The sequence below is a fragment of the Pedobacter folensis genome, from assembly GCF_056490665.1.
This window is the reverse complement of sequence record NZ_JBWJIF010000002.1, coordinates 922715-945871: the sequence shown is the minus strand read 5'-3', so window position 1 is coordinate 945871 and position 23157 is coordinate 922715. Positions and strand designations below refer to the sequence as shown.

At 39.0% G+C, this 23157-nt stretch carries 18 protein-coding genes and 1 riboswitch; of the genes, 4 read left to right on the top strand and 14 right to left on the bottom strand.

Translation table 11 applies throughout. The features are described from left to right. Positions 1-183: 183 nt before the first annotated feature. The 8 genes from AC04QZ_RS12645 to pckA form a co-directional block, all read right to left on the bottom strand. Complete coding sequence (locus tag AC04QZ_RS12645) at positions 184-555, bottom strand: NADH-quinone oxidoreductase subunit A (RefSeq protein WP_029274758.1); 372 nt, start codon at positions 553-555, stop codon at positions 184-186. Positions 556-637: 82 nt separating this feature from the next. Then, complete coding sequence (locus AC04QZ_RS12640; protein WP_086548871.1) at positions 638-2353, bottom strand: tetratricopeptide repeat protein; 1716 nt, start codon at positions 2351-2353, stop codon at positions 638-640. Between the two features lie 79 nt (positions 2354-2432). Beyond that, on the bottom strand, positions 2433-3335 hold the full coding sequence (locus AC04QZ_RS12635; RefSeq protein WP_478358041.1) for a PstS family phosphate ABC transporter substrate-binding protein: 903 nt from the start codon (positions 3333-3335) through the stop codon (positions 2433-2435). Positions 3336-3572: 237 nt separating this feature from the next. After that, positions 3573-4391: an energy transducer TonB gene (locus AC04QZ_RS12630; protein ID WP_086548868.1), complete on the bottom strand. Its 819-nt coding sequence runs from the start codon at positions 4389-4391 to the stop codon at positions 3573-3575. A 19-nt stretch (positions 4392-4410) separates the two neighbouring features. Next, on the bottom strand, positions 4411-4917 hold the full coding sequence (locus AC04QZ_RS12625; protein ID WP_086548867.1) for an ExbD/TolR family protein: 507 nt from the start codon (positions 4915-4917) through the stop codon (positions 4411-4413). 3 nt (positions 4918-4920) lie between these two features. Further along, complete coding sequence (locus tag AC04QZ_RS12620) at positions 4921-5535, bottom strand: biopolymer transporter ExbD (protein WP_086548866.1); 615 nt, start codon at positions 5533-5535, stop codon at positions 4921-4923. Positions 5536-5614: 79 nt separating this feature from the next. Continuing rightward, complete coding sequence (locus tag AC04QZ_RS12615; protein WP_086548865.1) at positions 5615-6445, bottom strand: MotA/TolQ/ExbB proton channel family protein; 831 nt, start codon at positions 6443-6445, stop codon at positions 5615-5617. A gap of 298 nt (positions 6446-6743) precedes the next feature. Continuing rightward, complete coding sequence (pckA, locus tag AC04QZ_RS12610) at positions 6744-8342, bottom strand: phosphoenolpyruvate carboxykinase (ATP) (RefSeq protein ID WP_478358040.1); 1599 nt, start codon at positions 8340-8342, stop codon at positions 6744-6746. A gap of 318 nt (positions 8343-8660) precedes the next feature. Between pckA and AC04QZ_RS12605 the strand changes: the two genes are divergently transcribed. The 4 genes from AC04QZ_RS12605 (at position 8661) to thrC (ending at position 14610) form a co-directional block, all read left to right on the top strand. Next, entirely contained in the window at positions 8661-8876 is a 216-nt protein-coding gene (locus AC04QZ_RS12605; protein WP_478358039.1) for a hypothetical protein, read from the top strand. 936 nt (positions 8877-9812) lie between these two features. After that, positions 9813-12266 carry a bifunctional aspartate kinase/homoserine dehydrogenase I gene (thrA, locus tag AC04QZ_RS12600; RefSeq protein WP_478358038.1) on the top strand — a complete coding sequence of 818 codons (2454 nt, stop codon included), beginning with the start codon at positions 9813-9815 and terminating at the stop codon, positions 12264-12266. 15 nt (positions 12267-12281) lie between these two features. Continuing rightward, positions 12282-13214, top strand: coding sequence for a homoserine kinase (locus AC04QZ_RS12595; RefSeq protein ID WP_478358037.1), 933 nt, complete (start codon positions 12282-12284; stop codon positions 13212-13214). An 88-nt stretch (positions 13215-13302) separates the two neighbouring features. Further along, complete coding sequence (gene thrC / locus AC04QZ_RS12590) at positions 13303-14610, top strand: threonine synthase (protein ID WP_478358036.1); 1308 nt, start codon at positions 13303-13305, stop codon at positions 14608-14610. 347 nt (positions 14611-14957) lie between these two features. On the opposite strand, the gene AC04QZ_RS12585 is transcribed toward thrC, so the two are convergent. The 6 genes from AC04QZ_RS12585 to AC04QZ_RS12560 all read right to left on the bottom strand — a co-directional run bounded on the left by AC04QZ_RS12585 (position 14958) and on the right by AC04QZ_RS12560 (position 23157). Next, a complete protein-coding gene (locus AC04QZ_RS12585; RefSeq protein WP_478358035.1) occupies positions 14958-15371 on the bottom strand; it encodes a tail fiber domain-containing protein in 414 nt (137 codons plus the stop codon). Positions 15372-15449: 78 nt separating this feature from the next. After that, positions 15450-15752 carry a hypothetical protein gene (locus AC04QZ_RS12580; RefSeq protein WP_478358034.1) on the bottom strand — a complete coding sequence of 101 codons (303 nt, stop codon included), beginning with the start codon at positions 15750-15752 and terminating at the stop codon, positions 15450-15452. 45 nt (positions 15753-15797) lie between these two features. Continuing rightward, the gene (locus AC04QZ_RS12575; protein ID WP_478358033.1) at positions 15798-17189 is read right to left on the bottom strand and encodes a pyridoxal phosphate-dependent decarboxylase family protein; all 1392 of its coding nucleotides are present in this window, start codon (positions 17187-17189) and stop codon (positions 15798-15800) included. Between the two features lie 126 nt (positions 17190-17315). After that, entirely contained in the window at positions 17316-18269 is a 954-nt protein-coding gene (metF, locus tag AC04QZ_RS12570; protein ID WP_025146299.1) for a methylenetetrahydrofolate reductase [NAD(P)H], read from the bottom strand. A 73-nt stretch (positions 18270-18342) separates the two neighbouring features. Continuing rightward, complete coding sequence (metH, locus tag AC04QZ_RS12565) at positions 18343-22059, bottom strand: methionine synthase (RefSeq protein WP_478358032.1); 3717 nt, start codon at positions 22057-22059, stop codon at positions 18343-18345. Positions 22060-22180: 121 nt separating this feature from the next. Further along, positions 22181-22285, bottom strand: a riboswitch (SAM riboswitch). Between the two features lie 116 nt (positions 22286-22401). Next, the gene (locus AC04QZ_RS12560; protein WP_086548854.1) at positions 22402-23157 is read right to left on the bottom strand and encodes a Bax inhibitor-1/YccA family protein; all 756 of its coding nucleotides are present in this window, start codon (positions 23155-23157) and stop codon (positions 22402-22404) included.

Below are 23157 nucleotides of genomic sequence, written 5' to 3'. Positions count from 1 at the left end.
AAATTTACAATATTTTAAAGGCAAACAAACTAGCTTTACTCGATTTAGAACCTTTCTAAATAAAAAAATTGCGATGAGTTAGTGTAAGTGATACACATTTCAGTTTGCAGTTGCCATTTAGCAGTTACCAGTTCTAAAATTGAACTAAAAACTGCCTGTTGTGAACTGAAAATTGCTAACTGATTAGTTCCAGTCTAAAACTTTTTTCTTGATCACGTAGATGAAACCTAGCAATAATGTCCCCATGAAAATGAACATTTCGATCATTCCATCCATCCGTAAGGTACGGAAATTAACCGCCCATGGATACATAAAGATAACCTCTACATCAAACAGTACAAATAAGATGGCTACTACGAAATATTTAATAGAGAAAGGCTGACGTGCGTTACCTACTGATTTAATACCAGCCTCAAAAGTTTCTAATTTATCGCTCGTTTTACGTTTTGGACCTAAAAAGTGGGTAGCAACCAGCGTGGTTACCACAAAACCTAAAGCAACAATTACTTGAAATATAATTGGTAAAAAATCTATAGCCGAACTTTGCGCTTGCATATTATTTATTTTATGATGCAAAAGTAAAAGAAAAAGGCAGAGTAACCAAACTCTGCCTTTTCTAAATTATTTAACTTTTTAATTATTTGCCTTTACCTTTTGGGGCTGGAGCTGCTAATTCTTTTAGTTTAGCTGCTGCGAAAGTTCCAGTAGGATATACAGCTACGCTTTTGTTAAAATATTCTTTAGCTTTTTCTTTGTCTTTATAGTAGTAAAAACCACCAATAGTATCATAAGCTTCAGAAAGTTTTTTAGCATTTGCGGTAGCTAATTCTGGTTTTTCAGTTATCTTTTTAATGTATTCTTCATAGAAAGGAAGCATCAGGCCTTTAGGCTCTTTTTCATCATCCAATAAGCTATTAATACGTGCTCTTGTTAAGTATGCATCATAAGTTTCAGGAGCTAGTTGCGTTACTTTAGCAATTGAAGAATCGGCTCTTACTAAAATATCTTTTGAAGGATTTTGTTTTGCAGTTAATTTTGCTGCATAGTCAAAATAATTCGCCATTGCATTATAGTAATAGTTATATAAAGCTCCTTTTCCGTTAGGATTAGCCTTTATAGCTTTCTCATAAATTTCAGATGATTTAGCATATTTTTTAGCATCGTAAAAACTTTTAGCAACTTCAGCTAATGCATCAGCATTCGTTGAATCTTTTTCTACAGCCTTAGTGATGTTGATTAATGCTAAACTATCTTGACCAGCTTTTAATTGAGCTTTACCTAAATATAAATAATCAAATCCAAGAATTTTGTTTGGATCTTTCTCTTTAGCAAAAAAATCACTCATGCTTGTAAGTGCAGCTGGATAATTTTTATTCTCATATGCTGCCCAACCTTTCATCCTAGATACAATAGCACTCTTAGGATCATTAGCAGGTGCTTGTATCGCCGATGCTACTTGCTCCAAAGTTGGAAAGTCTTTTGCGTAAAATAAGAATTGCGCATAACGTAATTGAGATTCTAAAGATTTATCTGTTAAATCCATGTATTTTTTGTAATTCTCAATCGCTTTTTTTGCTTTTTCCTTATCTGTACCAAAGCTACTCCATTGTAAGTATAATTCACCTAACTCGCGATAAGCAGGGCCATAGTTTGCATCAGCAGCTATTACATCTTGTAATTCTTTTTCGCCTTCAGGAAAAGCCCTAGACTCCTTATACATTTTACCAATCTGCGTTTTAGCTCTTCTGTTGTTAGGATCAACATCACCAACACGCATATACGGACCTAATGCCTCAGAGTTTTTCTTTTGTAAAGCATAGGCATCACCTTGTGCCAGGAAAACCTCTGCATCTTTATCTTTTGAGTCTAATTCATCTGCTTTGGTAATGTTAGCCAAAGCATTAGTGAAATCAGGTTTAGATACATCATCACTAGGTTTATCCTGCGCTAAATAGGCTTTACCGATATACAAATAAGTTTTGTAATCTTTAGGCGCCAAAGCTACTGCCTTGTCGAAATTAGTTTTAGCAGAACTTGGGTTATTAGACAACATATCTGCTTCACCTAAACCGATTAAGTTTAAGTTGTTTTTCGGATCAGCGGTAACACCTTTGGTAAATACGGCTCTAGCTGAGTCGATATAACCAGTTTTCAAGTAAACCAAACCAAGATTGTAATAGTTATTACCATCTGATGCTTTTGAGCTCACCAACGATTTAAGCATTGATGATGCTTTTTGATACTGCTCCGCGTCGATGGCTTTTTTCGCGTCATTTAAATCTTGAGCAAAAACTGCAGAACCCATCAACACCAAACCTACATTTAAGGTTATTGCTTTCTTTAAAATTTTCATCGGATATTCTGTTTTTTTATTTAATAAAAATGAAGTGTCTCTTTAGATTTACTTCGTGGTTCAATTTATAATTTTTAATTTAATTTCCTTTTGTCAGGTTAATTTGTCTTGGCATTAATTTATGCGGGCCAAGTCCAGATTTAAGTACAATCAATTGTCCCCTCTGACTTCTTAACCATGTTGCAAATCCTGTGCCTAAACCATCTCTTCCTTCGCAATCTATAATATTTATATTTCTTAGGAAAGGATAAACACCATTGATTAAGTTATCTTGAGTTGGTTTATAGTACTGATCGTCTCCTACCTTGCCTTTTACATTCTTTACCCCCAACACTTTTATCTGAGAAAGGTATTCACTCATCTCCGTATCTTTGCCCGTGATCCAATTCACGCCCAAAATACCAATAAAATTTTTATCTTCTGCAATAAGTTTAATTACTTCTTTGCTAGAATTTTTGGAGTAAACACCTGAGGCTGGAAATTGGCTGATATGGGCCAACTCTTTAAAATATTGAAAGGTACTTGAATAAGCGTTATCAAAGACCAATTTTTTATCTGATTTCTTCCCCTGTAATATATCAATCACATCTTTAACGTTAATTGTACTATCGATATTGCCCTGATTTGTAATTAAAGCAATACCATCTACAGCAAAACGTGAGGTGTTTATTTTTATACTTCGCTGGTTATAATATTTTTCTTCGGCCTTGGTTAATAACCTTGGCAACACAATTACCCTTACACTATCGTTTAAAAATGCAGGTAAAAGTTTTTCCTCTGGCTTTACTGTGGTTTCGAATTTTGCCTGTGGATAGTCCAGACTAAAAATATCAATCTGATCTTGCACAATAGGGCCAACGCTTTCATCAACCAGCATTTTAAGTGTACCGCTGGTGCGGGTTTCCTTAACTGCTTCGCTTTTGTTTTTACGTTTACAGCTTACAAGGGCCAGGATTAAGAATATAAAAAGGAAATTTCTCATGGATTAGTCTCGCCTGCTTAGGCTTAATAGTCTTACAAAAGCATAAATAATTAAGAAGATTCCAATTGCGATCCTACCCCAGTGCGGGATAGAGCTTAAGCGTAACGCTATGGGTTCCCAAAAGATAAATGCAAGCCCCAATACCACATAAAAGACAAACATGATAAGGCCTAAAATGAGCAAAAACCGCTGTTTAGGCGATTTTTGCTTAAAGATATCAAAATTTAACATCTACTATTAGTTCAATGTAAAGTTAACGTTGATGTTGTATTTTACCCTTACCGGCTTACCATTTTGGATACCTGGGTTCCAACGTGGACTTGCTTTTAATACACGGATGGCTTCTTCATCAGTTCCGCTACCCAAACCACGGGTAACTGTGATATCAGTTAATTTACCATCTTTTTCCACAACGAAAGATAAAAACACTTTACCTTGAACGTTGTTTTCTTGTGCCATTGGCGGGTACTTAATTGCTTTACTTAAGTATCCATAAAACTTAGAAATACCTCCAGGGAATTCTGGTTGTTTTTCGATACTAACAAAGTCGTAAACTTTATTATCATCAACCGCAACGGCAGCTTCTCTTTTTGGTCCTTCACCTACTGGTTCAGCGATAACAATATCAGCTGTTGGATCACCTTTGATATCTCTCTGACCTGGATCAGCTTCCTTCAACTTTTCAACTGTAGGTGGTTCATCACGAACCTCAATATCAGGTTTTACAATTGGAGGTGGCATTTTCACCTGGTCTACTTTCGGTGGAGGTGGCTCTACCGGTGGTGGAGGTGGTGTTTTAGGATCTACTGGTGGTGGTGGCGCTAAAATTACTTCCTGTGCTTTTAACTGCTCATCTTCATGGTCCATTGAGCCTTTAATCAGGCTATAGATTTTAGGTGAGAAAAATAACACTAGAAATATTGCAGAGCCAATAATTAATGCTCTTGTGGTGTTTGCACCATTGGTTTTACGCAATTGGTACGCACCGTAGCTTTTGTTTTTATCCGCAAAAACCACTTCAAGCCATTCTTTTCTGAATATATCTAACTTCGACATAACTATTGGTTTTTATTGATTATAAAATTCCTTGTTCCTTCATGGCCTGCTTCTCGTTATCAAGGATATTATCATCATCAATCTGACGAACCTTAACTTTAAGAATTTCCAATTCGTCCATAATATCAACGAAGTTCTGGAAAGTAGATCCTGAGGTTGGTTTTACCAACACAACAAAGTCTCCCGGAACACCTGAAGCATCAGCTGTTTTTCTATTTTTAACAATAGATTCCCCAACTTGTGATACAGATTCGATATTTGGTGCAGTTTCACCTGCTACGCCCATGTACCAAGCTACCTTATCTTTTTTACCCAATAAGATGGTCATGGTTTTACTTGCTTTCAGTTCTAATCTGTTTTCAGGTAACTTTTCGTTTTTATCTGGTTTTGCAATATCCATCGCCTGTGGTGTAGATATTGATGTTGTTAAGATAAAGAAGGTTACCAAAAGAAACATTAGATCCACCATTGGAGTCATATCAACCCTTGGTGTGGCTTTCTTCCCGCCTGTATTTAATTCTGCCATTTCTTATTTCTTTTTAGCTTCAGAGTTAGTAACCAATAAAAATTTGTTTACACTTTGCTTCTGAAGCACATCAATAATCTTTTTCACAACTGGATATTCTTCTTTAGCATCACCTTTGATACTAACGCGCATGTCTACGTTGTTGATCTCTTTAGTTGCTTTACGAGCATTTAACACCCATGCATTTAACTGATTGTCTGTAGAATCGGTAGGAATACCTCTTTGTACTCCTGGTTTCATACGGTCAGATCCGTTCATGGCTATAAAACCTTTTAAGTTTGCAAAAGGCACACCGAAAGTTGAGATTACTGAGAAACGTTGAATTTCTTCAGGTGTAAACTTCACGCTGTACTGCTCGCCCATTAGTTCTAATGTTCTTGCTCTTACTCTATTTCCTGCTACCTCGAAGAATACCTTACCTTGTCCGATTGTTAAAATCGCATTGTTTTCTACCGGTACTTTAAACTCATATGTAGATGAGGGTGTAGAAACGGCTAGAGGTTCTGGTTGCCTTGCTGTAGCAGTTAAGATGAAGAAAGTAAGTAACAATGATGCCACATCACACATGGCAGTCATATCTGTTACTGTACTTGTTCTTTTAACTTTAATTCTAGGCATAATATTTTTTACTAGTTTTTAATAATGATGATCTTTTTTCCGGTTTTCCATAAAGCCGGTAAAAATTTTTTCAAAATTCTTATTTATGCGAACTAGCGTATGTTTGAACGATGCTGAAACCAGCCTCATCGATAGCGTAAGTTAACTTGTCGATTTTAGAAGTTAATACGTTATACATGATAATTGCCACAGTAGAAACCAAGATACCTGTCGCAGTGTTGATCAATGCCTCAGAGATACCTACCGCTAATGCTGACTGATCTGGTGCTCCAGAGTTTGCTAAACCGGCGAATGCACGGATCATACCTGTTACTGTACCCAATAAACCTACTAATGTACCGATTGATACCAAAGTTGCAATTACCGTTAAGTTTTGCTCTAACATTGGCATTTCTAAAGCTGTAGCTTCTTCTACTTCTTTTTGGATAGCAACGATTGATTGCTCTACATCCATATTAGTATCTGCTTCAACTTCGCTGTATTTTTTCAAACCAGATTTAATTACGTTAGCAACTGAACCTTGTTGTTTATCACACTCAGCTTTTGCAGCTTCGATGTTACCTGCGCTTAATAAACCTTGTACTTTGCGAATGAAAGTATCTAAGCTAGATTTTCCACTTGCTTTACCAATAACGATGAAACGTTCGATAGAGAATACAATTACTACTAATAGTAATCCAACTAAGATCGCTACGATAGGACCTCCTTTGTAAGCTGTTCCAAGATAGTTACCAGGTAATGGTAATTTTTCTCTGTCACCATCGATAAAGTTACTTCCTTCTCCGAATACGAATCTCCAAACACAGAATCCAATGATAATACAAATTGGAATAACGAATGTTGCAAATACATTTGAAGCACTAGAAGAGCTCTCTTTTTTAACAGTTGTTGGTTTTGGTGCGTTTGCCATTTTTTTTGAAATTTTAGTTTTAGTTCTTGTTTTTAATTTTTAGCTGTTTTTTTCTTTTGTAATACACTCAACGTTTCATATCCGAAATTGTTGCGAAAAACAAATTTATAAATTGATTTTAAATTACAAATTAATAAATCAATAAGCAATTAAATCGTTACTTAGAATTTAGTTTCGGTAAATCACCAAGGGTGTATAACAAAAAAATTGCCCCAGCCGAGGCAATTCTTTCACAATAAAAACTAAAAAAAAATCGAATTGCAAATTTTTCGCTCAAAAAATGCATTTTAAAGTGCATTTAACATAATTTTAACGCTTCGTGTCTGCTTTTTGGTACTTTTGTCAGTTCAAATTGCTTGAAATTCTCGGCGAAGGCATCAGACAGTTCGTAGGCTTTTAAAAAGTATTCCTCCTGATTGCTCCATGTTTTAGAGGGGTCTAAAATTTCGTTTGGTACTCCCGGACAATTTAATGGCATCATCAATTTAAATACATGGTGCTGCTTATATTTATTATGATCTAAATCTCCGTTTAAGGCAGCTGTAATCATTGCCCGGGTATAACTTAATTTCATCCTTTTACCTACGCCATAGGCCCCGCCACTCCAACCTGTATTTACCAACCATACGTTTACCTGGTGTTTTTCCATCTTTTCACCTAATAACGCGGCGTATTTAGATGGATGCAAGGGTAAAAATGCCTTACCAAAACAAGCTGAAAACGTTAACTGAGGCTCTGTTACCCCTGTTTCTGTTCCAGCAACCTTGGCGGTATAACCACTCATAAAGTGGAACATGGCCTGTTCTACATTTAATTTTGAAATGGGCGGCAATACCCCAAACGCATCTGCCGTTAAGAAAAAGATATTTTTCGGAACAGCCGCTATTGATGGTAAAATGGCATTGTCAATATAATCTATAGGATAGGCCACACGGGTATTTTCCGTTTTACTGATATTAGTATAATCAACCTCCTGCGTACCTGGGAAAAAATTAATGTTTTCTAGCAAGGAGCCAAATTTGATCGCCTTAAAGATTTGAGGTTCTTTCTCTTCAGTTAAATCTACACATTTTGCATAACAACCGCCTTCAAAGTTAAATACCGAATCTTTGCCCCAGCCATGTTCATCATCGCCTATTAATCCTCTTTCGGGATCGGCTGATAAGGTCGTTTTTCCTGTGCCTGACAAACCGAAGAATATAGCGGTATCGCCATTTTTACCCACATTGGCCGAGCAGTGCATGGAAAGGGTATTCTTATATACTGGCAGGATAAAGTTTAAAACAGAAAAAATTCCCTTTTTAATTTCGCCGGTATAACCTGTTCCTCCAATCAAAATCATTTTCCTGGTAAAATTAATGATGGAGAAGTTTTCCTGCCTGGTTCCATCAATAGCCGGATCGGCCAGGAAACCTGGTGCAGCAATAATAGTCCACTCTGGTGGTGTTATACCCAAATGATCTTCATCCGGGCGAATAAACAAATGATGAGCAAAAAGATTCTGATAAGCCGTTTCTGTAATTACCCTGATCGATATTGAATAATCCGGATTGGCACAGGCCGAAGAATCGCGGACATAAATTTGCTTATCTTCAAGGTAATTGGTTAGCTTATAAAACAGCTGATCGAATTTCTCCGGAGAAATTTTAATGTTGACATCGCCCCACCAAACCTGATCTTCGGTTACTTCGTCGCATACAATAAAACGGTCTTTAGGAGAACGTCCGGTAAACTTTCCGGTATCAACCGCCAGCGCTCCTGAAGCGGCCAGCGTACCCTCTTTATTTAATAAGGCATCATCAATTAATTCCGCTGGAGATAATTGGTACTTTACAGCAATGTTTCCACCTAGATTTAAATAGCTTAAATCTGGCGTTTGCAGTTTCTTTTTGCTCATAACAATAAGTTAGTTAGTACAGCAAAGGTAAATACTTATCTTCCACAAAAACTAGTTTTGAAGCGTAATTTTTTACATATTGTAGCAAATACACTATTATGTAAACATTTTATTTACAGATATTTACAAGCCATTTTACAAGGTAAAAAAAATTAAAAAATTACACTAAGTAAAATCTGCTAAAACGGTTTTGCTGGTTTAAACTTTTAATTGATAAGGGTTTAAGTACTCACAATCTTTAATAACAGTTTTAAAAGATTAACATAATATTTGGAAATGAATTAAAGATTATATTTTTATGCAGTAACATGATCATTAATGAACTGGGAACTGCTTAGAAAAAAGATATATTATATTGATGGCTCCTCAAGGGATATCTATGTTAAAGATACAAGCATGGAAGATTGGGAAAAATGGATAGATCTCGTCAATACCAAATATGAAGTGAAATTTTATAATGTGCTTTCGTGTGAAATTGAAAGCCAGACAGATCATCCTATTGAAAGTAAAAATATCGAATATCAAAAAAAATGACAGGCAATAATAGCTTAAAAAGCTTATCGATTATCTCATTAACAATCTTATTCCTGCTATTAATCTGGAATATAGTCCCAATAATACAGATTAGAATGCAGTTGGTTAGTGATTTTATCCCTAACGACATTATTTATGAAGTAGCCAAACCTTATATCTACATCAGTTCGGTTTTGGTTTTTGCTAACATTATAGCATTTATATTATTCTTTCTCAAGAAATATTTACCAGTGGTTATTATGGGTAGTATTGCCTTTTGTATTCATGGAGTATATATTTTTTTGAATTAATTATACTTACTCATTTACCACCCCGCCCTGCGGGCACCCCTCCAAAGAAGGGGAATGAATATGCGCCAGAACGGTAACAAACCTAAATAACACCTCAACCCAAATTTAACTAAACCTGATAAAAGCGGCAGCTCCCGATTTCTCCATCGATGAAAAGCATTGCCATCGGGACTATAGTGGTTAGCAGGGCTGCCATTACCGAAGCATTACCAAAGCACCTTTTCTAAAGATTTTAAAACTACTTATAAACTGCCTTACTGACACTTCCCAGGAAGGGGAATGATTCGGTTTCGGGTTCAAAAAATACAGCTATTTCATCTGTTTAAACGTTTCGATAGAAATTTCGAAATAAAATTCAAAAAACATTTGCATTTTAAAAAAATAATCTTCTACTTTACGGTGTACAAAGTACACCAAGACGAGATGAATTTTAACACTTCAATTATTACAACAATTATTATTACCACCGGTATAAACCAGCGGGGCTAATTTGTTGTAAATTGAAAAAACATAAAACACAGAGAGCGTCCCGATGAAAATCGGGACGCTTTTTTTTTAACCCATGCTGAATGAAACCTGCACAAGCAACAATACAAACGATGAAATAATTTGCGCAGTACCAAACAGTTAAAACCAATATAAACTAATGAAAGTACTTAAATTCGGCGGCACATCCGTAGGTTCGGCCGAGAACATTAAAACCCTCTTACGCCTGGTTGGCGAAGAAAAACAGAAGAACAGCCCGGTAGTTGTATTATCGGCAATGAGTGGTGTAACCAATTTACTGACCGAAATGGCCGAGATGGCTGAGCGTGATGAAGATTACGATACTCATTTAAAAGAAATCGAAGCAAAACACTTTGCTGTCATCCGCTCGCTTTTACCTGCGGCTGCACAAAACCCTGTGTTTACGCGATTAAAAATCTTTTTTAACGAGCTGGAAGATCTGTTACAGGCAGTGGCCAATCTGCGCGAACTGAGCTTGCAGACCAAAGATCAGATTCTGAGCTACGGTGAGCGCTGTTCTACCTTTATGATCAGCCATATTGCCTCGAAAAACATCGGCGATTCACTTTATGTTAATGGATCTGACCTGATTAAAACCGACAGTAATTTTGGGCAAGCGAAAGTTGAAACTGAGCTGACCGAAATGCTGATCAACAATTTTTACCAGGAAAATAAAGACAAAGTACTTTTTGTTACTGGTTTTATAGCGAGCAATGCTGCCGGCAGGGTAACAACTTTAGGCCGAGGCGGCTCTGATTATACCGCAGCGGTTTGGGGTGCAGCCTTAAATGCAGAAGAGATCGAAATATGGACGGATGTAAACGGCATGATGACTGCTGATCCGCGCATGGTGAAAAAGGCTTTTTCTTTACCCGAGCTGAGTTATACGGAAGCCATGGAACTGAGTTATTTCGGCGCAAAGGTGATCTATCCACCAACCATGATCCCTGCTTTTATGAAAAAGATTCCGATTGTGATCAAAAATACTTTCGAACCTGATTTCGCAGGAACTTATATTAAAAGCGATGTAAAAGCATCCAGTTTACCCATAAAAGGAATTTCTTCTATCGATCATATCAGCATCATCAACCTAACCGGAAGTGGCATGGTGGGTAAAGCAGGCTTTAGCGGGAGGTTATTCTCACTGCTTTCGCGCGAACAGATCAACGTCGTATTGATTACGCAATCTTCCTCAGAACACAGCATTACTTTCGCGGTTAAACCAACAGATGCTTCGCAGGCCATTTCTTTAATCAAAAAAGAATTTGAACTGGAGTTGGATGCTAAAAAACTAGAACTGCCGGAAGTAGAGAATAATTTAGCGGTATTAGCCATTGTGGGTGAAAACATGAAACGTACCCCAGGCATGAGCGGACGTTTGTTTAATGCGCTTGGCCGTAACGGTATCAACGTAAGGGCTATTGCTCAGGGTTCGTCAGAATATAACATCTCGGTAATTATCAGCAAAGATGACCTATCGAAAGCAGTAAATGCAGTACATGATGCCTTTTTTACCGACCTGAAAAGAACATTGAACGTTTTCTGTTTAGGTACCGGAAATATTGGCAAAACCTTGTTCAACCAGTTAAAGGAGCAGATGCCATTCCTGGCAGCCAATAACGATTTACAAGTTAAGGTAACGGGCATTAGCAATACACGCAAAATGATTTTCAGTGCCGATGGTCTTTCGTTAGAAAACTGGGAAACTGAACTGAATACAAAGGGTGAACCCGCAGATTTAGCAGGTTTTGTGGCAAAAATGAAAGCCCTAAACTTACCGAACTGTGTATTTGTCGACAATACCGCTGCAGAATCGCCAATTGAATTTTATCAAGGCATATTCGAGAGCAGTATCTCAGTGGTAACCTGTAATAAAAAGGGAAACTCAGCAGATTATGCCCAGTATAAATCATTTAAAGATACGGCCCGTAAATTCGGTGTTGATTTTTATTATGAAACCAATGTAGGTGCAGGTTTGCCTATTATCCGTACGCTGCGCGAACTGATGATGAGCGGTGATAAGGTAGCGCGGATTGAAGCCATTTTATCCGGTACGATTTCTTACATCTTCAATAATTTCAAAGGCGAGGCCGGTTTTTATGAAACCGTAAAAGAAGCGCAGGAACTGGGTTATACCGAGCCAGATCCACGCGACGACTTAAATGGAAAAGATTTTATGCGTAAAATGCTGATCCTTGCCCGCGATGCCGGTTATCCATTAGAAGCCAGTGATGTGAAAATCGATAACATTTTGCCAGAAGCTTGTTTAAATGCATCTTCAGTAGAAGATTTCTATTCAGAATTACAGGCTAATGCCGCTTATTTTGAGAACCTGAAACAAACAGCCGCTAAAGATGGAAAAGTTTTACGCTACATCGGCAAACTGGAAGATGGTAATGTAGAAATCAGTCTGCAAATGGTTGATGACAGTCATCCTTTTTATATGTTATCTGGAAGTGATAATATTATCTCTTTTACTACAGACCGGTATAAATCGCGTCCATTGGTGGTAAAAGGCCCGGGTGCAGGTGCGGAAGTGACCGCGGCAGGCGTTTTTGCAGATATCATCAATGTAGGTACATTAAATAAATAGTTAAGGCAATTAATAATGAAAAATAGTATAAAAGTTTTTGCCCCGGCAACCGTTGCCAACGTAGTTTGTGGTTTCGATGTATTGGGTTTCGCTGTAAATGAACCTGGTGATGAAGTTGAAATGCGATTTACTGATACCCCAGGGGTAGTAATCAAAAGAATTACCGGCGATGATGGCCGATTGCCTTTAGATGCAGCGAAAAATACCGTAAGTGCGAGTGTACAACATTACTTAAAGCATATCAACCGTTTAGATGTAGGCGTAGAAATTGAATTGCATAAGAAAATGCCGATTGGCAGCGGCCTGGGCTCAAGTTCGGCCAGTACGGTTGCCGGCTTATTTGCCATTAACAAATTAATGGGCGATTTATTAAGCACTAAAGAGCTGGTTCCTTTCGCGATGAAAGGCGAGGAACTTGCCTGTGGTTATGGTCATGCCGACAATGTTGCCCCTGCTTTGTTAGGTGGTTTTGTACTGGTAAGAAGTTACGATCCACTTGATGTAATCTCTTTACCTACTCCTGCCGGCATGTATGCCGCAATTGTTTACCCTGAAGTAGATGTACCGACTAAAGATGCACGACAAATGATCCGCAGCAAAGTGGCCTTAAAAGATGCCGTTACGCAGTGGGGAAATGTTGCAGGTTTAGTGAGTGGACTATTTATGAATGATTTTGATCTGATTGGCAGAAGCATGAAAGATGTTCTGGTAGAGCCAACACGTTCGATCTTGATACCAGGTTTTGAAGAAATGAGAAAACTGGCAATGGAAAACGGCGCAATCGGTTTCGGAATCTCAGGTTCTGGGCCATCTGTCTTCTCATTAACCAAAGACGAAGAAACGGCCAGAAAAATAACCAAATCGCAACAGCAACATTTACACAAAATAAATATTAACAGCAAAGCTTTTGTTTCTCCGGTTAATGCCGAAGGACCAAAAGTGATGTAAATAAGGCCTAAGGTGTAAGGTTTAGGGCATAGGGTTGTACTCGACGCCATAACCCTAAACCTTACACCCCTAAACCCTATACCTCAAAATGAAACTATACTCAACCAACAATAAAGATTTACGTGTTTCTTTCAAAGAAGCCGTTTTTAACAGCATGCCGCAGGATAAAGGCCTATACATGCCTGTTGAAATCCCTCAATTGGATTATGCATTTATCCAGCATATTGAACAACACACTTTACCTGAAATTGCTTACACAATAGCTTCAACCCTATTAAAAGATGAAATTCCAGCTGAAGATATAAAAGCTTTAATTGATGATGCCATTAATTTTGAAGCACCAGCGGTTAAATTAGATGACAAAACCTACGTTCTCGAGTTGTTCCATGGTCCATCTTTAGCGTTTAAAGATTTTGGTGCCCGCTTTATGAGTCGCGTGATGGCTTATTTCTTAAAAGATGGCGAACAACTTTTAGATGTCCTGGTTGCTACTTCCGGCGATACTGGTGGCGCAGTAGCCTTAGGTTTCCTGGGTGTACCCAATACCAGGGTAACCATACTTTACCCGGAAGGGAAAGTGAGTCCGATACAGGAACTGCAGCTAACTACCAACGGCGAAAATATCAGGGCTGTTGAAGTAAAAGGAACTTTTGATGATTGCCAGGCTTTAGTGAAACAGGCTTTTGCTGATGATGAGCTGAATGCTAAATTTAGATTGACTTCAGCTAATTCGATCAACATTTCGAGATTGATTCCACAAACATTTTATTATTTCAATACTTATGCCCAACTGAAAAAGCAAGGTTTTAAAAACGTGGTATTTTCGGTACCCAGTGGAAATTTCGGGAATATTGGCGCAGGTTTATTGGCATACAAACTAGGATTGCCTGTTAAACAGTTTATAGCAGCTACCAATGTTAACGATACCGTTCCACGCTTTTTAGAAAGTGGTGTTTATGAAACTAAGCCATCGACCCAAACCTACTCGAATGCCATGGATGTTGGCGCGCCAAGCAATTGGGTGCGCATTATGGATCTGTTTCATCAGGATGTGGAAGCCATAAAAAAAGTGGTTACTGCTTACCGTTTTACTGATGATGAAACATTAGCAGGCATTAAAGAAATAAACAGCAAATTAAACTATGTGGCTTGTCCGCATACCGCGATTGCTTATTTGGCAGTTGAAAAATACAGAAGGGAAAACCCAACCGACGAAAGTGCAGCTGTTTTCTTATCTACGGCACACGCCTGTAAATTCCCTGATATTTTCCCTGCAGATATCGCCGCTAAAATAGAAATCCCTGAGCAGGTAAAAGCCTTAGAAAGCAAACCGAAACATGCTGATCAGTTAGGAGTAGATTTTGAAGGATTTAAAAAGTATTTGCTTAAAGGGTAGTAAGTAAAATATAATCTATTTCGAAAGTTCGTCATTCCCAACTTGATTGGGAATCCTAATGCAGGTAACAGGCATTAAGATTCCCGCCTACGCGGGAATGACGTACTATAAGATTAGTATGCCTATTTCATACTCACTGCTAGTCGGGATTTGCAATCCCATCCACAGAGCTAAGGATTTTTAATCCTTAATAAAAAACCAATGTTAAAGCTTAAATCGGATTATAAATCAGAAGGACAAAGGTCCGGATTACAAATCCGGACCAACTTCTGAACGAAATCTAAAGAGATAGATCTCTCTCCCGAACGTTCGGGACTGCGCTTGAGTCGAGATGACGACTCATTTTATTATTTAGCACTTTGCGATTTTAATGTTTTCAGCTCGCGTTGCAATGCTTCAATCTGTAACTGTTGTTCCTTTATACTGGCCACTAAAAGCGGCACTAAACTTTCATAATCTACCTTGGTAATGGTGGCGCTTTTAAAAGCATTTTTTCCGGAACTGTAATCTTTTGATTGCACCGAAACGATCCCCGGAACGGCTGCCTTTGCATCGGCACCAACAAAACCATACTGTGGTTTAGCAGATAACTTCAACTTCTCAGCCCAGGCTTTATCATAGGTAAAACTTACCGGCTCGAGTTTAGTAACCAGGCCTAAGGCATTTTCTACCGGTTTAACATTGTTCTGCACCACTTCTTGTGCACTGATTTTTAAAGAGGCAGCGATTAACAGCACTGCAAATGAAATTGCTCGTTTCATATATATTAGGTTGTAATTTTTGAAATAGAAAATTGGTTCCGCGTTTGCGAAACAGAAAATAAACTTAAAAAGATGGGTTTATACGGAAGGCGGCGGTGTTAAAACCTCCGGAAAGTAAGCCAGCTGAAACGAATGATCAGGAATAACTACCTTTTTTGAAGTTTGAAGGGTAAAATTCATATCGCCGTGAAACAGGATCTGTGGAATGGCATATTCGGGTTCCACTTTCTTTTCTTCTTTCTCTGTTGCGTCGTCATTTGTAGACAAAAGTTCAACATTGTCGGCAGAATAGCTTAAATACGAAACCACATGGCTCACTTTCAAGAAAAAAGCTAGTGCTATGCAGCTAATGAGGATGTATTTAAGGACATAAAACTTCATTCCTGCAAATATAAGTCCTAAGCCTTAAAAACAATAATTTTAAGGTTAAAGTTCTGTAAGAATTTCGAGCATTGTGGCAATGGCCAGCTCCACATCAGCAGCTGACGTTCTCCAGTTTACAAACGCAGCACGGATTCCTTTCTTCCCATTATAAAAGGTAGGAGTCATAAATACTTTCCCGCTTTCATTTAATTTATTCAGGAATGTTGCCACTAAACTTTCATCGGTTAACGAAAAACAAACGGTATTCAAGCGTACTGGTGCCAACAACCCGAAGTTTGGATTTTCATTAATGAAATCGCCAAACTGTAAAGCCACTTCAACATTACTTTCTACAATTTCCTGATAGCCTTGTTTTCCGTAGCTGGTCAGTGTAAACCATGCAGGTAAAGCTTTTAGGCGGCGGGAGTTTTCAGGCAGGAAATTTAAATAACTAAAATTTTCCATCGGATTGCCCAAATAGGCTGCATTAGAATTCTGAAAAGTTTCTACCTGCAGCAACTGGTGTTTTTCTTTCACCAAAAACACAGCGCTTTCGTAGGGTACATTTAACCACTTGTGGCAATCTACGGTAATGCTATCGGCATTTTCCCAGCCTTTAAGCAGATGACTATATTTAGGCGAACAAGCGGCAAAACCACCAAAAGCGGCATCAATATGCCACCAAAAATTATATTTTTCTTTTAAGATATTGATGGCTTCAAAATCATCAAAATCTACTGTATTTACAGTTCCGGCGCTAGAAATTAAGATAAAAGGTTCTCCTTTTAGTTCCTGTATTTTAAGTTCCAGATCGTCAACATCCAGGGCTTCGCGGTTGCCCTGCATGACGTTTACCTGAATAAAATTGCCGCTTCCCAAACCCAGCATCGATAAAGATTTAATGGCTGATGAATGTGGTGTGGCAGATAACACTTTTACATTGCCCGACAAGCCTTCTCTGGCGAAATCTTTCCCAAATTGTTTGCCAATCCATTGTCTGGCAACAGCCAGACAGGTAAAATTAGAAAGTGTAGCACCTGTTACAAAACCACCGAAAAAATCTTTAGGCAGGTTAAATAAAGAAAGTAATAACTGAATGGTTTCCAGTTCGATAATCGCCGAAACATCGCCATTACCTTTGGCACTTTGCGTATTCTGATCATATATCGTTGATAACCAATCGCCGGCGATGGCCGCAGGTGTTGTTCCACCGGTTACAAAGCCCCAATATCTGGGACCGGATGAGGCCACCATAATAGGTTCAAAACGTTGGTTAAACTGCTTCAGTGCTTCGATGCCACCAGATCCCTGCTCGCTTAAATCGCGGATGATTTCAACTTTTGTATTACCGGCTGTTGGCCGTTGATGAATATGATTTAAATAATCTATGCCCTGTTGTTTAACCGCTGTTAAGATGGCATCAAGGTTTTGTTGGTCGGTATTTAAATTATTCATGATGATAATGTTTATGGAATAAAGAAAAATACGTCATTGCGAGGCACGAAGCAATCCTACAACGATCGCTAATTAACCCAGCGCTTTAAGATTGCTTCGTGCCTCGCAATGACTATGCTTTTTAGGCTAAAAAATAGCCTTTGCAATCTTTTTCGTCTGCTCAGGGCGACCCATGGTATAAAAGTGTAATACCGGAGCGCCAAAATCAATCAGTTCTTTACATTGTTTAATCATCGCTTCTGTACCAATTTCTTTTGCCTCGTTATTGTTTTTAGCATGCGATAGCGCATCGGTCAACTCATCAGGTAAGTCGATATGAAAAATCTTAGGCAACACATTCAACTGCGACAAGGTACTGATGGGTTTCAATCCTGGTATAATGGGTACATTGATATCGTTTTCCCTGCATTTCTTTACGAAATCGAAATATTTCTGATTATCAAAAAACATCTGCGTCACAATAAATTCAGCTCCTGCCTCTACCTTCTTTTTCAGGTATTTAAAATCGGTACTCATATTAGGTGCCTCGAAATGCTTTTCAGGATAACCGGCAACGCCAATACAGAAATCGCTTTTAAAGGTTTCAACATCTTCGTGCAAAAATTTACCTTCATTATGGTTTTTAATGTGTTCGATCAGATCTGTCGCATAACAGTGCCCGCCTGGTGTAGGAACAAAATTTCCATCTGCCTTACGTGCATCGCCTCGTAAGGCCAGCACATTATCGATACCCAAAAACTGTAAATCGATCAATGCATTTTCGGTTTCTTCTTTAGTAAACCCACCACAAATCAGGTGTGGAACAGCATCAACCTTATATTTATGGATAATGGCTGCACAAATGGCAATGGTACCCGGACGCTTACGGTAAGATACCTTTTGCAACAAACCGTTGGCCTGTTCTTTATAAATGTAATCTTCACGGAGTGAAGTCACATCAATAAATGGTGGATTAAACTCCAATAGTGGTTCAATCGCATCATAAATCCATTGTATGCTTTGTCCTTTTACAGGCGGTAATAATTCAAAAGAGAATAAGGTTTTACCCTTTGCGTTTTTTATATGGTCTGTAATCTTCATAACCCTAATCCCGAATAATAGGGACTTTAAATTTTAATTTGTATACAATTCCCTTCCCTGTCGGGGCTGGGGGTTAATAAGCTAAATTCGGACTTAACCACCGTTCCACTTCTTCAACCGGCATATTCTTTCTGATGGCGTAATCTTCAATCTGATCTTTGGTGATTTTCCCTAAACCGAAATACCTCGAATCGGGATGCGCGAAATAAAATCCGCTTACCGCCGCTGTTGGATACATGGCATAACTTTCGGTTAAGTGCAATCCGATTTTATTCTCCGCATCAAGTAACTGGAATAAAGTTCCTTTTTCAGTATGCTCCGGGCAGGCAGGATAACCAGGCGCCGGACGGATACCTGCATATTCTTCCTTAATCAATTCCTGGTTGCTCAAATTTTCATCCTGTGCATAACCCCAATATTCTTTACGGACACGTTCGTGCATACGTTCTGCGAAAGCCTCAGCTAAACGATCGGCCAGTGCTTTGGCCATAATGCTGTTGTAATCATCGTAATTCGATTCGAACTCATTGACCAGTTCATCAATCCCGATACCTGCCGTTACTGCAAAACCACCAAAATAATCCTGAATGCCACTTTCCTTCGGCGCAATAAAATCAGACAAAGCATAATATGGCTGTCCATCTACTTTTTCGGCCTGCTGGCGGAGGGTGTGAATAGTTACCAGTCTTGAGTCCTCAGTCTTCAGTCCTGAGTCGACAGGCAGACTTCCGACTTCGGACTCCGGACTCCGGACTTCCAAAACAATATCATCTCCTACTGTATTTGCTGGCCAGAAACCGATTACAGCTCTTGCTGTTAACAGTTTCTCGTCGAGGATGCGTTTTAACAAAGTCTGTGCATCATCAAAAAGCTTCTTCGCTTCGTCGCCTACATTTTTATCGTCGAAAATTTTCGGATAACTGCCACGAAGTTCCCAGGTATGGAAAAATGGTGTCCAGTCGATATAAGGAACCAGTTCTTCTAAAGGATAATTATCGAAAACCCTTGTTCCTGTAAATTCCGGAACAGGTAAGTTGGGTTGAAAATCGATCTTAAACTTATTTTCGCGGGCTTCTTCCAGTGTTTTAAAACGTTTATCCGATCGTTTATTTAAATGCGCTTCACGTGCCTTATCATATTCAGCCCTGATGCCTGCTACATATTCATCTTTTGTTTCCGGATTCATCAAGGTGCTGCAAACGGTAACACTCCTGGAAGCATCTAACACGTGGATAGCAGGTCCTGAATAATTTGGTGCTACTTTTACTGCAGCGTGGATTCTTGAGGTTGTGGCACCACCTATAATTAATGGAATGGTAAAACCTTCGCGCTCCATTTCTTTGGCAAAGTGAACCATTTCATCTAGTGATGGCGTAATCAATCCACTTAATCCAATAATATCGGCATTTATTTCTTTGGCTTTTTTAATGATTTCCTGTGCCGGAACCATCACGCCCATATCAACAATCTCGAAGTTATTACAAGCCAGTACTACGCCCACAATATTTTTCCCAATATCGTGCACATCACCTTTTACAGTCGCCATTAATACTCTTCCTGCTGACGAATTCTGATCCTGATCCGGATTATCTAATTTCTCCTGTTCGATAAACGGCAATAAATAAGCTACGGCTTTTTTCATTACCCTTGCCGATTTTACCACCTGAGGCAAGAACATTTTTCCCGCACCGAATAAATCACCTACAATGTTCATCCCGTCCATCAATGGTCCTTCGATCACCTGGATCGGGCGGGCATATTTTTGTCTGGCTTCTTCCACATCATCATCCAGGTATTCTACAATTCCCTTTACCAAGGAATGAGATAATCTTTCTTCAACAGAACCTTTCCGCCACTCTTCATCTTTAACCACCTCTTTACCTTTCGATTTTACGGTATCGGCATATTCTACCAAACGCTCCGTGGCATCGTCTCTGCGGTTTAAGAGCACATCTTCTACCCTTTCTAACAATTCGGGTGGAATTTCCTGATAAACCTCCAACATTCCGGCGTTCACAATCCCCATATCTAAACCAGCCTGGATGGCGTGATAAAGAAATGCAGAGTGCATCGCTTCGCGAACGGTATTATTTCCCCTGAAAGAGAAAGAAATGTTAGAAACCCCTCCGCTCACTTTAGCATGAGGCAGGTTTTCTTTGATCCAACGGGTGGCATTTATAAAATCGACGGCATAATTGTTATGCTCTTCGAGTCCTGTTGCTACGGTTAAGATGTTCGGATCGAAAATAATATCTTCTGCCGGGAAACCAATTTCGTTTACCAGGATATCGTAACTTCTTTTACAGATTTCTTTCCTGCGCTCATAATTATCGGCCTGACCTTGCTCATCAAAAGCCATAACTACCACTGCAGCGCCATATTGCATAATTTTGCGGGCGCTTTCGCGGAATTTATCTTCACCCTCTTTTAATGAGATGGAGTTTACGATTCCTTTTCCCTGCAAACATTTTAAGCCATTTTCGATAACCGACCATTTAGATGAATCGACCATGATTGGCAATTTGGCAATATCCGGTTCAGAAGCAATGAGGTTTAAAAACTTAGTCATCGCGGCTTCTGAATCCAACATCCCTTCATCCATGTTCACATCAATTACCTGCGCACCGCCTTCAACCTGCTGCAAAGCAACAGCCAGTGCAGCTTCGTAATCGCCACCCAAAATCAGTTTAGAGAATTTAGGAGATCCTGTAATATTGGTTCTTTCACCAATATTCACGAAAATGCTTTCCGGAGTAATGGTTACAGGCTCCAATCCGCTTAAACGCATGTAAGGCTCCAATACCGGGATTTTGCGGGGTTCCGCTTTCCTTGCATTTTTCGCAATACAGCCAATATGCTCTGGTGTAGTACCACAACAGCCTCCCACGATGTTCACAAAACCTGATGCAATAAAGTCATCAACCAAATGTGCCGTTTCGTGCGGTTGTTCATCATAAGCACCAAATTCGTTTGGTAAACCTGCATTTGGATAGGCCGAAACATAACAGCCTGCTTTTGCAGCGAGTTCCTCGATATGCGGACGCATTTCTTTAGCACCCAAAGCACAGTTAAAACCAATACTTAATGGTTTTGCATGCATGACAGAGTTTAAGAAAGCTTCGGCAGTTTGACCTGAAAGTGTCCTTCCGGAGGCATCGGTAATGGTGCCGGAAATCATGATCTCCAGTTTACGGCCAATTACCTCTTCATATTTTTTAATGGCTACAATGGCCACTTTAGCATTTAAAGTATCGAAAATGGTTTCGATTAATAATACATCCGAACCACCATCAACCAAACCACGTACCTGCTCGTAATAAGCGGCTTCCAGCTCATCAAAATAAACCGCCCTAAAACCAGGGTCGTTTACATTAGGCGACATGGAAAGGGTACGGTTTGTTGGGCCTATAGCACCAGCCACAAAACATTTACGGTCTGGATTTGCAGCCATGAACTCGTTTACGGCTTCTTTTGCCACTCGCGCGCCTTCGAAACTCATTTCGTAAGAAAGGTCTTCCATCTGGTAATCGGCCATGGAAATGCGCTGTGTACTAAACGTGTTGGTTTCGATAATATCGGCACCAGACGCCAGGTACTCCAGGTGTATTGTTTTAATAATATCCGGACGTGTGATGTTGAGCAAATCGTTATTGCCTTTTACATCACAGGGATGGTTTTTAAATCGCTCCCCTCTAAAATCTTCTTCGGTTAAGGTATATCGCTGAATCATGGTACCCATTGCACCATCAATCACCAAAATACGTTTTTCTAATTCTTCTCTTATACCCATTTGTTGTGTAAAATGTGGGATGGAAAATGGCAAATGGCAAGACATATCATACATCTTCCATTATACATTATTACATCCTAAAAGGCTTATTTAAAAAGTTGGTACGTGAATCGTAATCCTAAACTTATCTGTTTCCGCTATTTGCAGAATAGAATTTAGCACCTTGTATGGTTACAGGTTGCTAAGACTTCGTTGGGTCTAATCCCTCCGTCTTTCTTAATAAGCATACAAAAATGCAACAAAGCAACATCAATTCCAAAAATTATCGCTTCGCTACCAAATAAAATTACAAAGGCCACGCAAAACTGCGCAGCCTTAAGAATATTGTTCTGTTATTTAGGTTTATCTTCTGTTACCGAAAATGCGTAACAGCGACAAAAACAAGTTGATAAAAGTGATATAAAGCGACAACGCACCCATAATTGCTAGCTTTTTGCTCTCATTTACACCTAAAGTGTTTCCGTTTTCATCTAATCCTTCACCAATTCTTTTAAGCTCCTGAACTTTGTACGCAGTTAATGCAGTAAAAATCGCCACTCCGATAAAACCCATAATGTAACCCAATGTTGAGCTACCTAAAAACATATTGATTATGCTGATGATCACCAAACCAATTACACCTGCAAATAATATAGGGCCAAATTTACTTAGATCGGTATCTGTGGTATATCCCATTATTGCCATTACCGCAAATATCGCAGCAGCCGCAGCAAAACTAATTACAACTGATGGCAAGGAGTAAGTTAACAAGATAAAGCTGAGCATTACTCCTGTTAATATAGAATAAAGCAAAAACACACCAATTAATGCCTGATAAGACATTCTTTGCATACCAGCACCCATTAAGAATACTAACCCTAGAGGAGCAAATATTGCGATGTACCCTAAAACGGTAAAGCCGCCCTTACCTGTTTGTGGGTTATAGGATAAAAGATAATCCAATACCGCCGGTGTACTGGCGATAAAATAAGCTGCAACTGTAGAAACAGCTAGTGCGACGAACATCCATAAGAAAACATTTCCGAAGAAACGTTTAGATGCAGATTTTTCCTGTACAAAAACACTGTTGTCCTGATATTGATAATTTTGTTGTTCCAT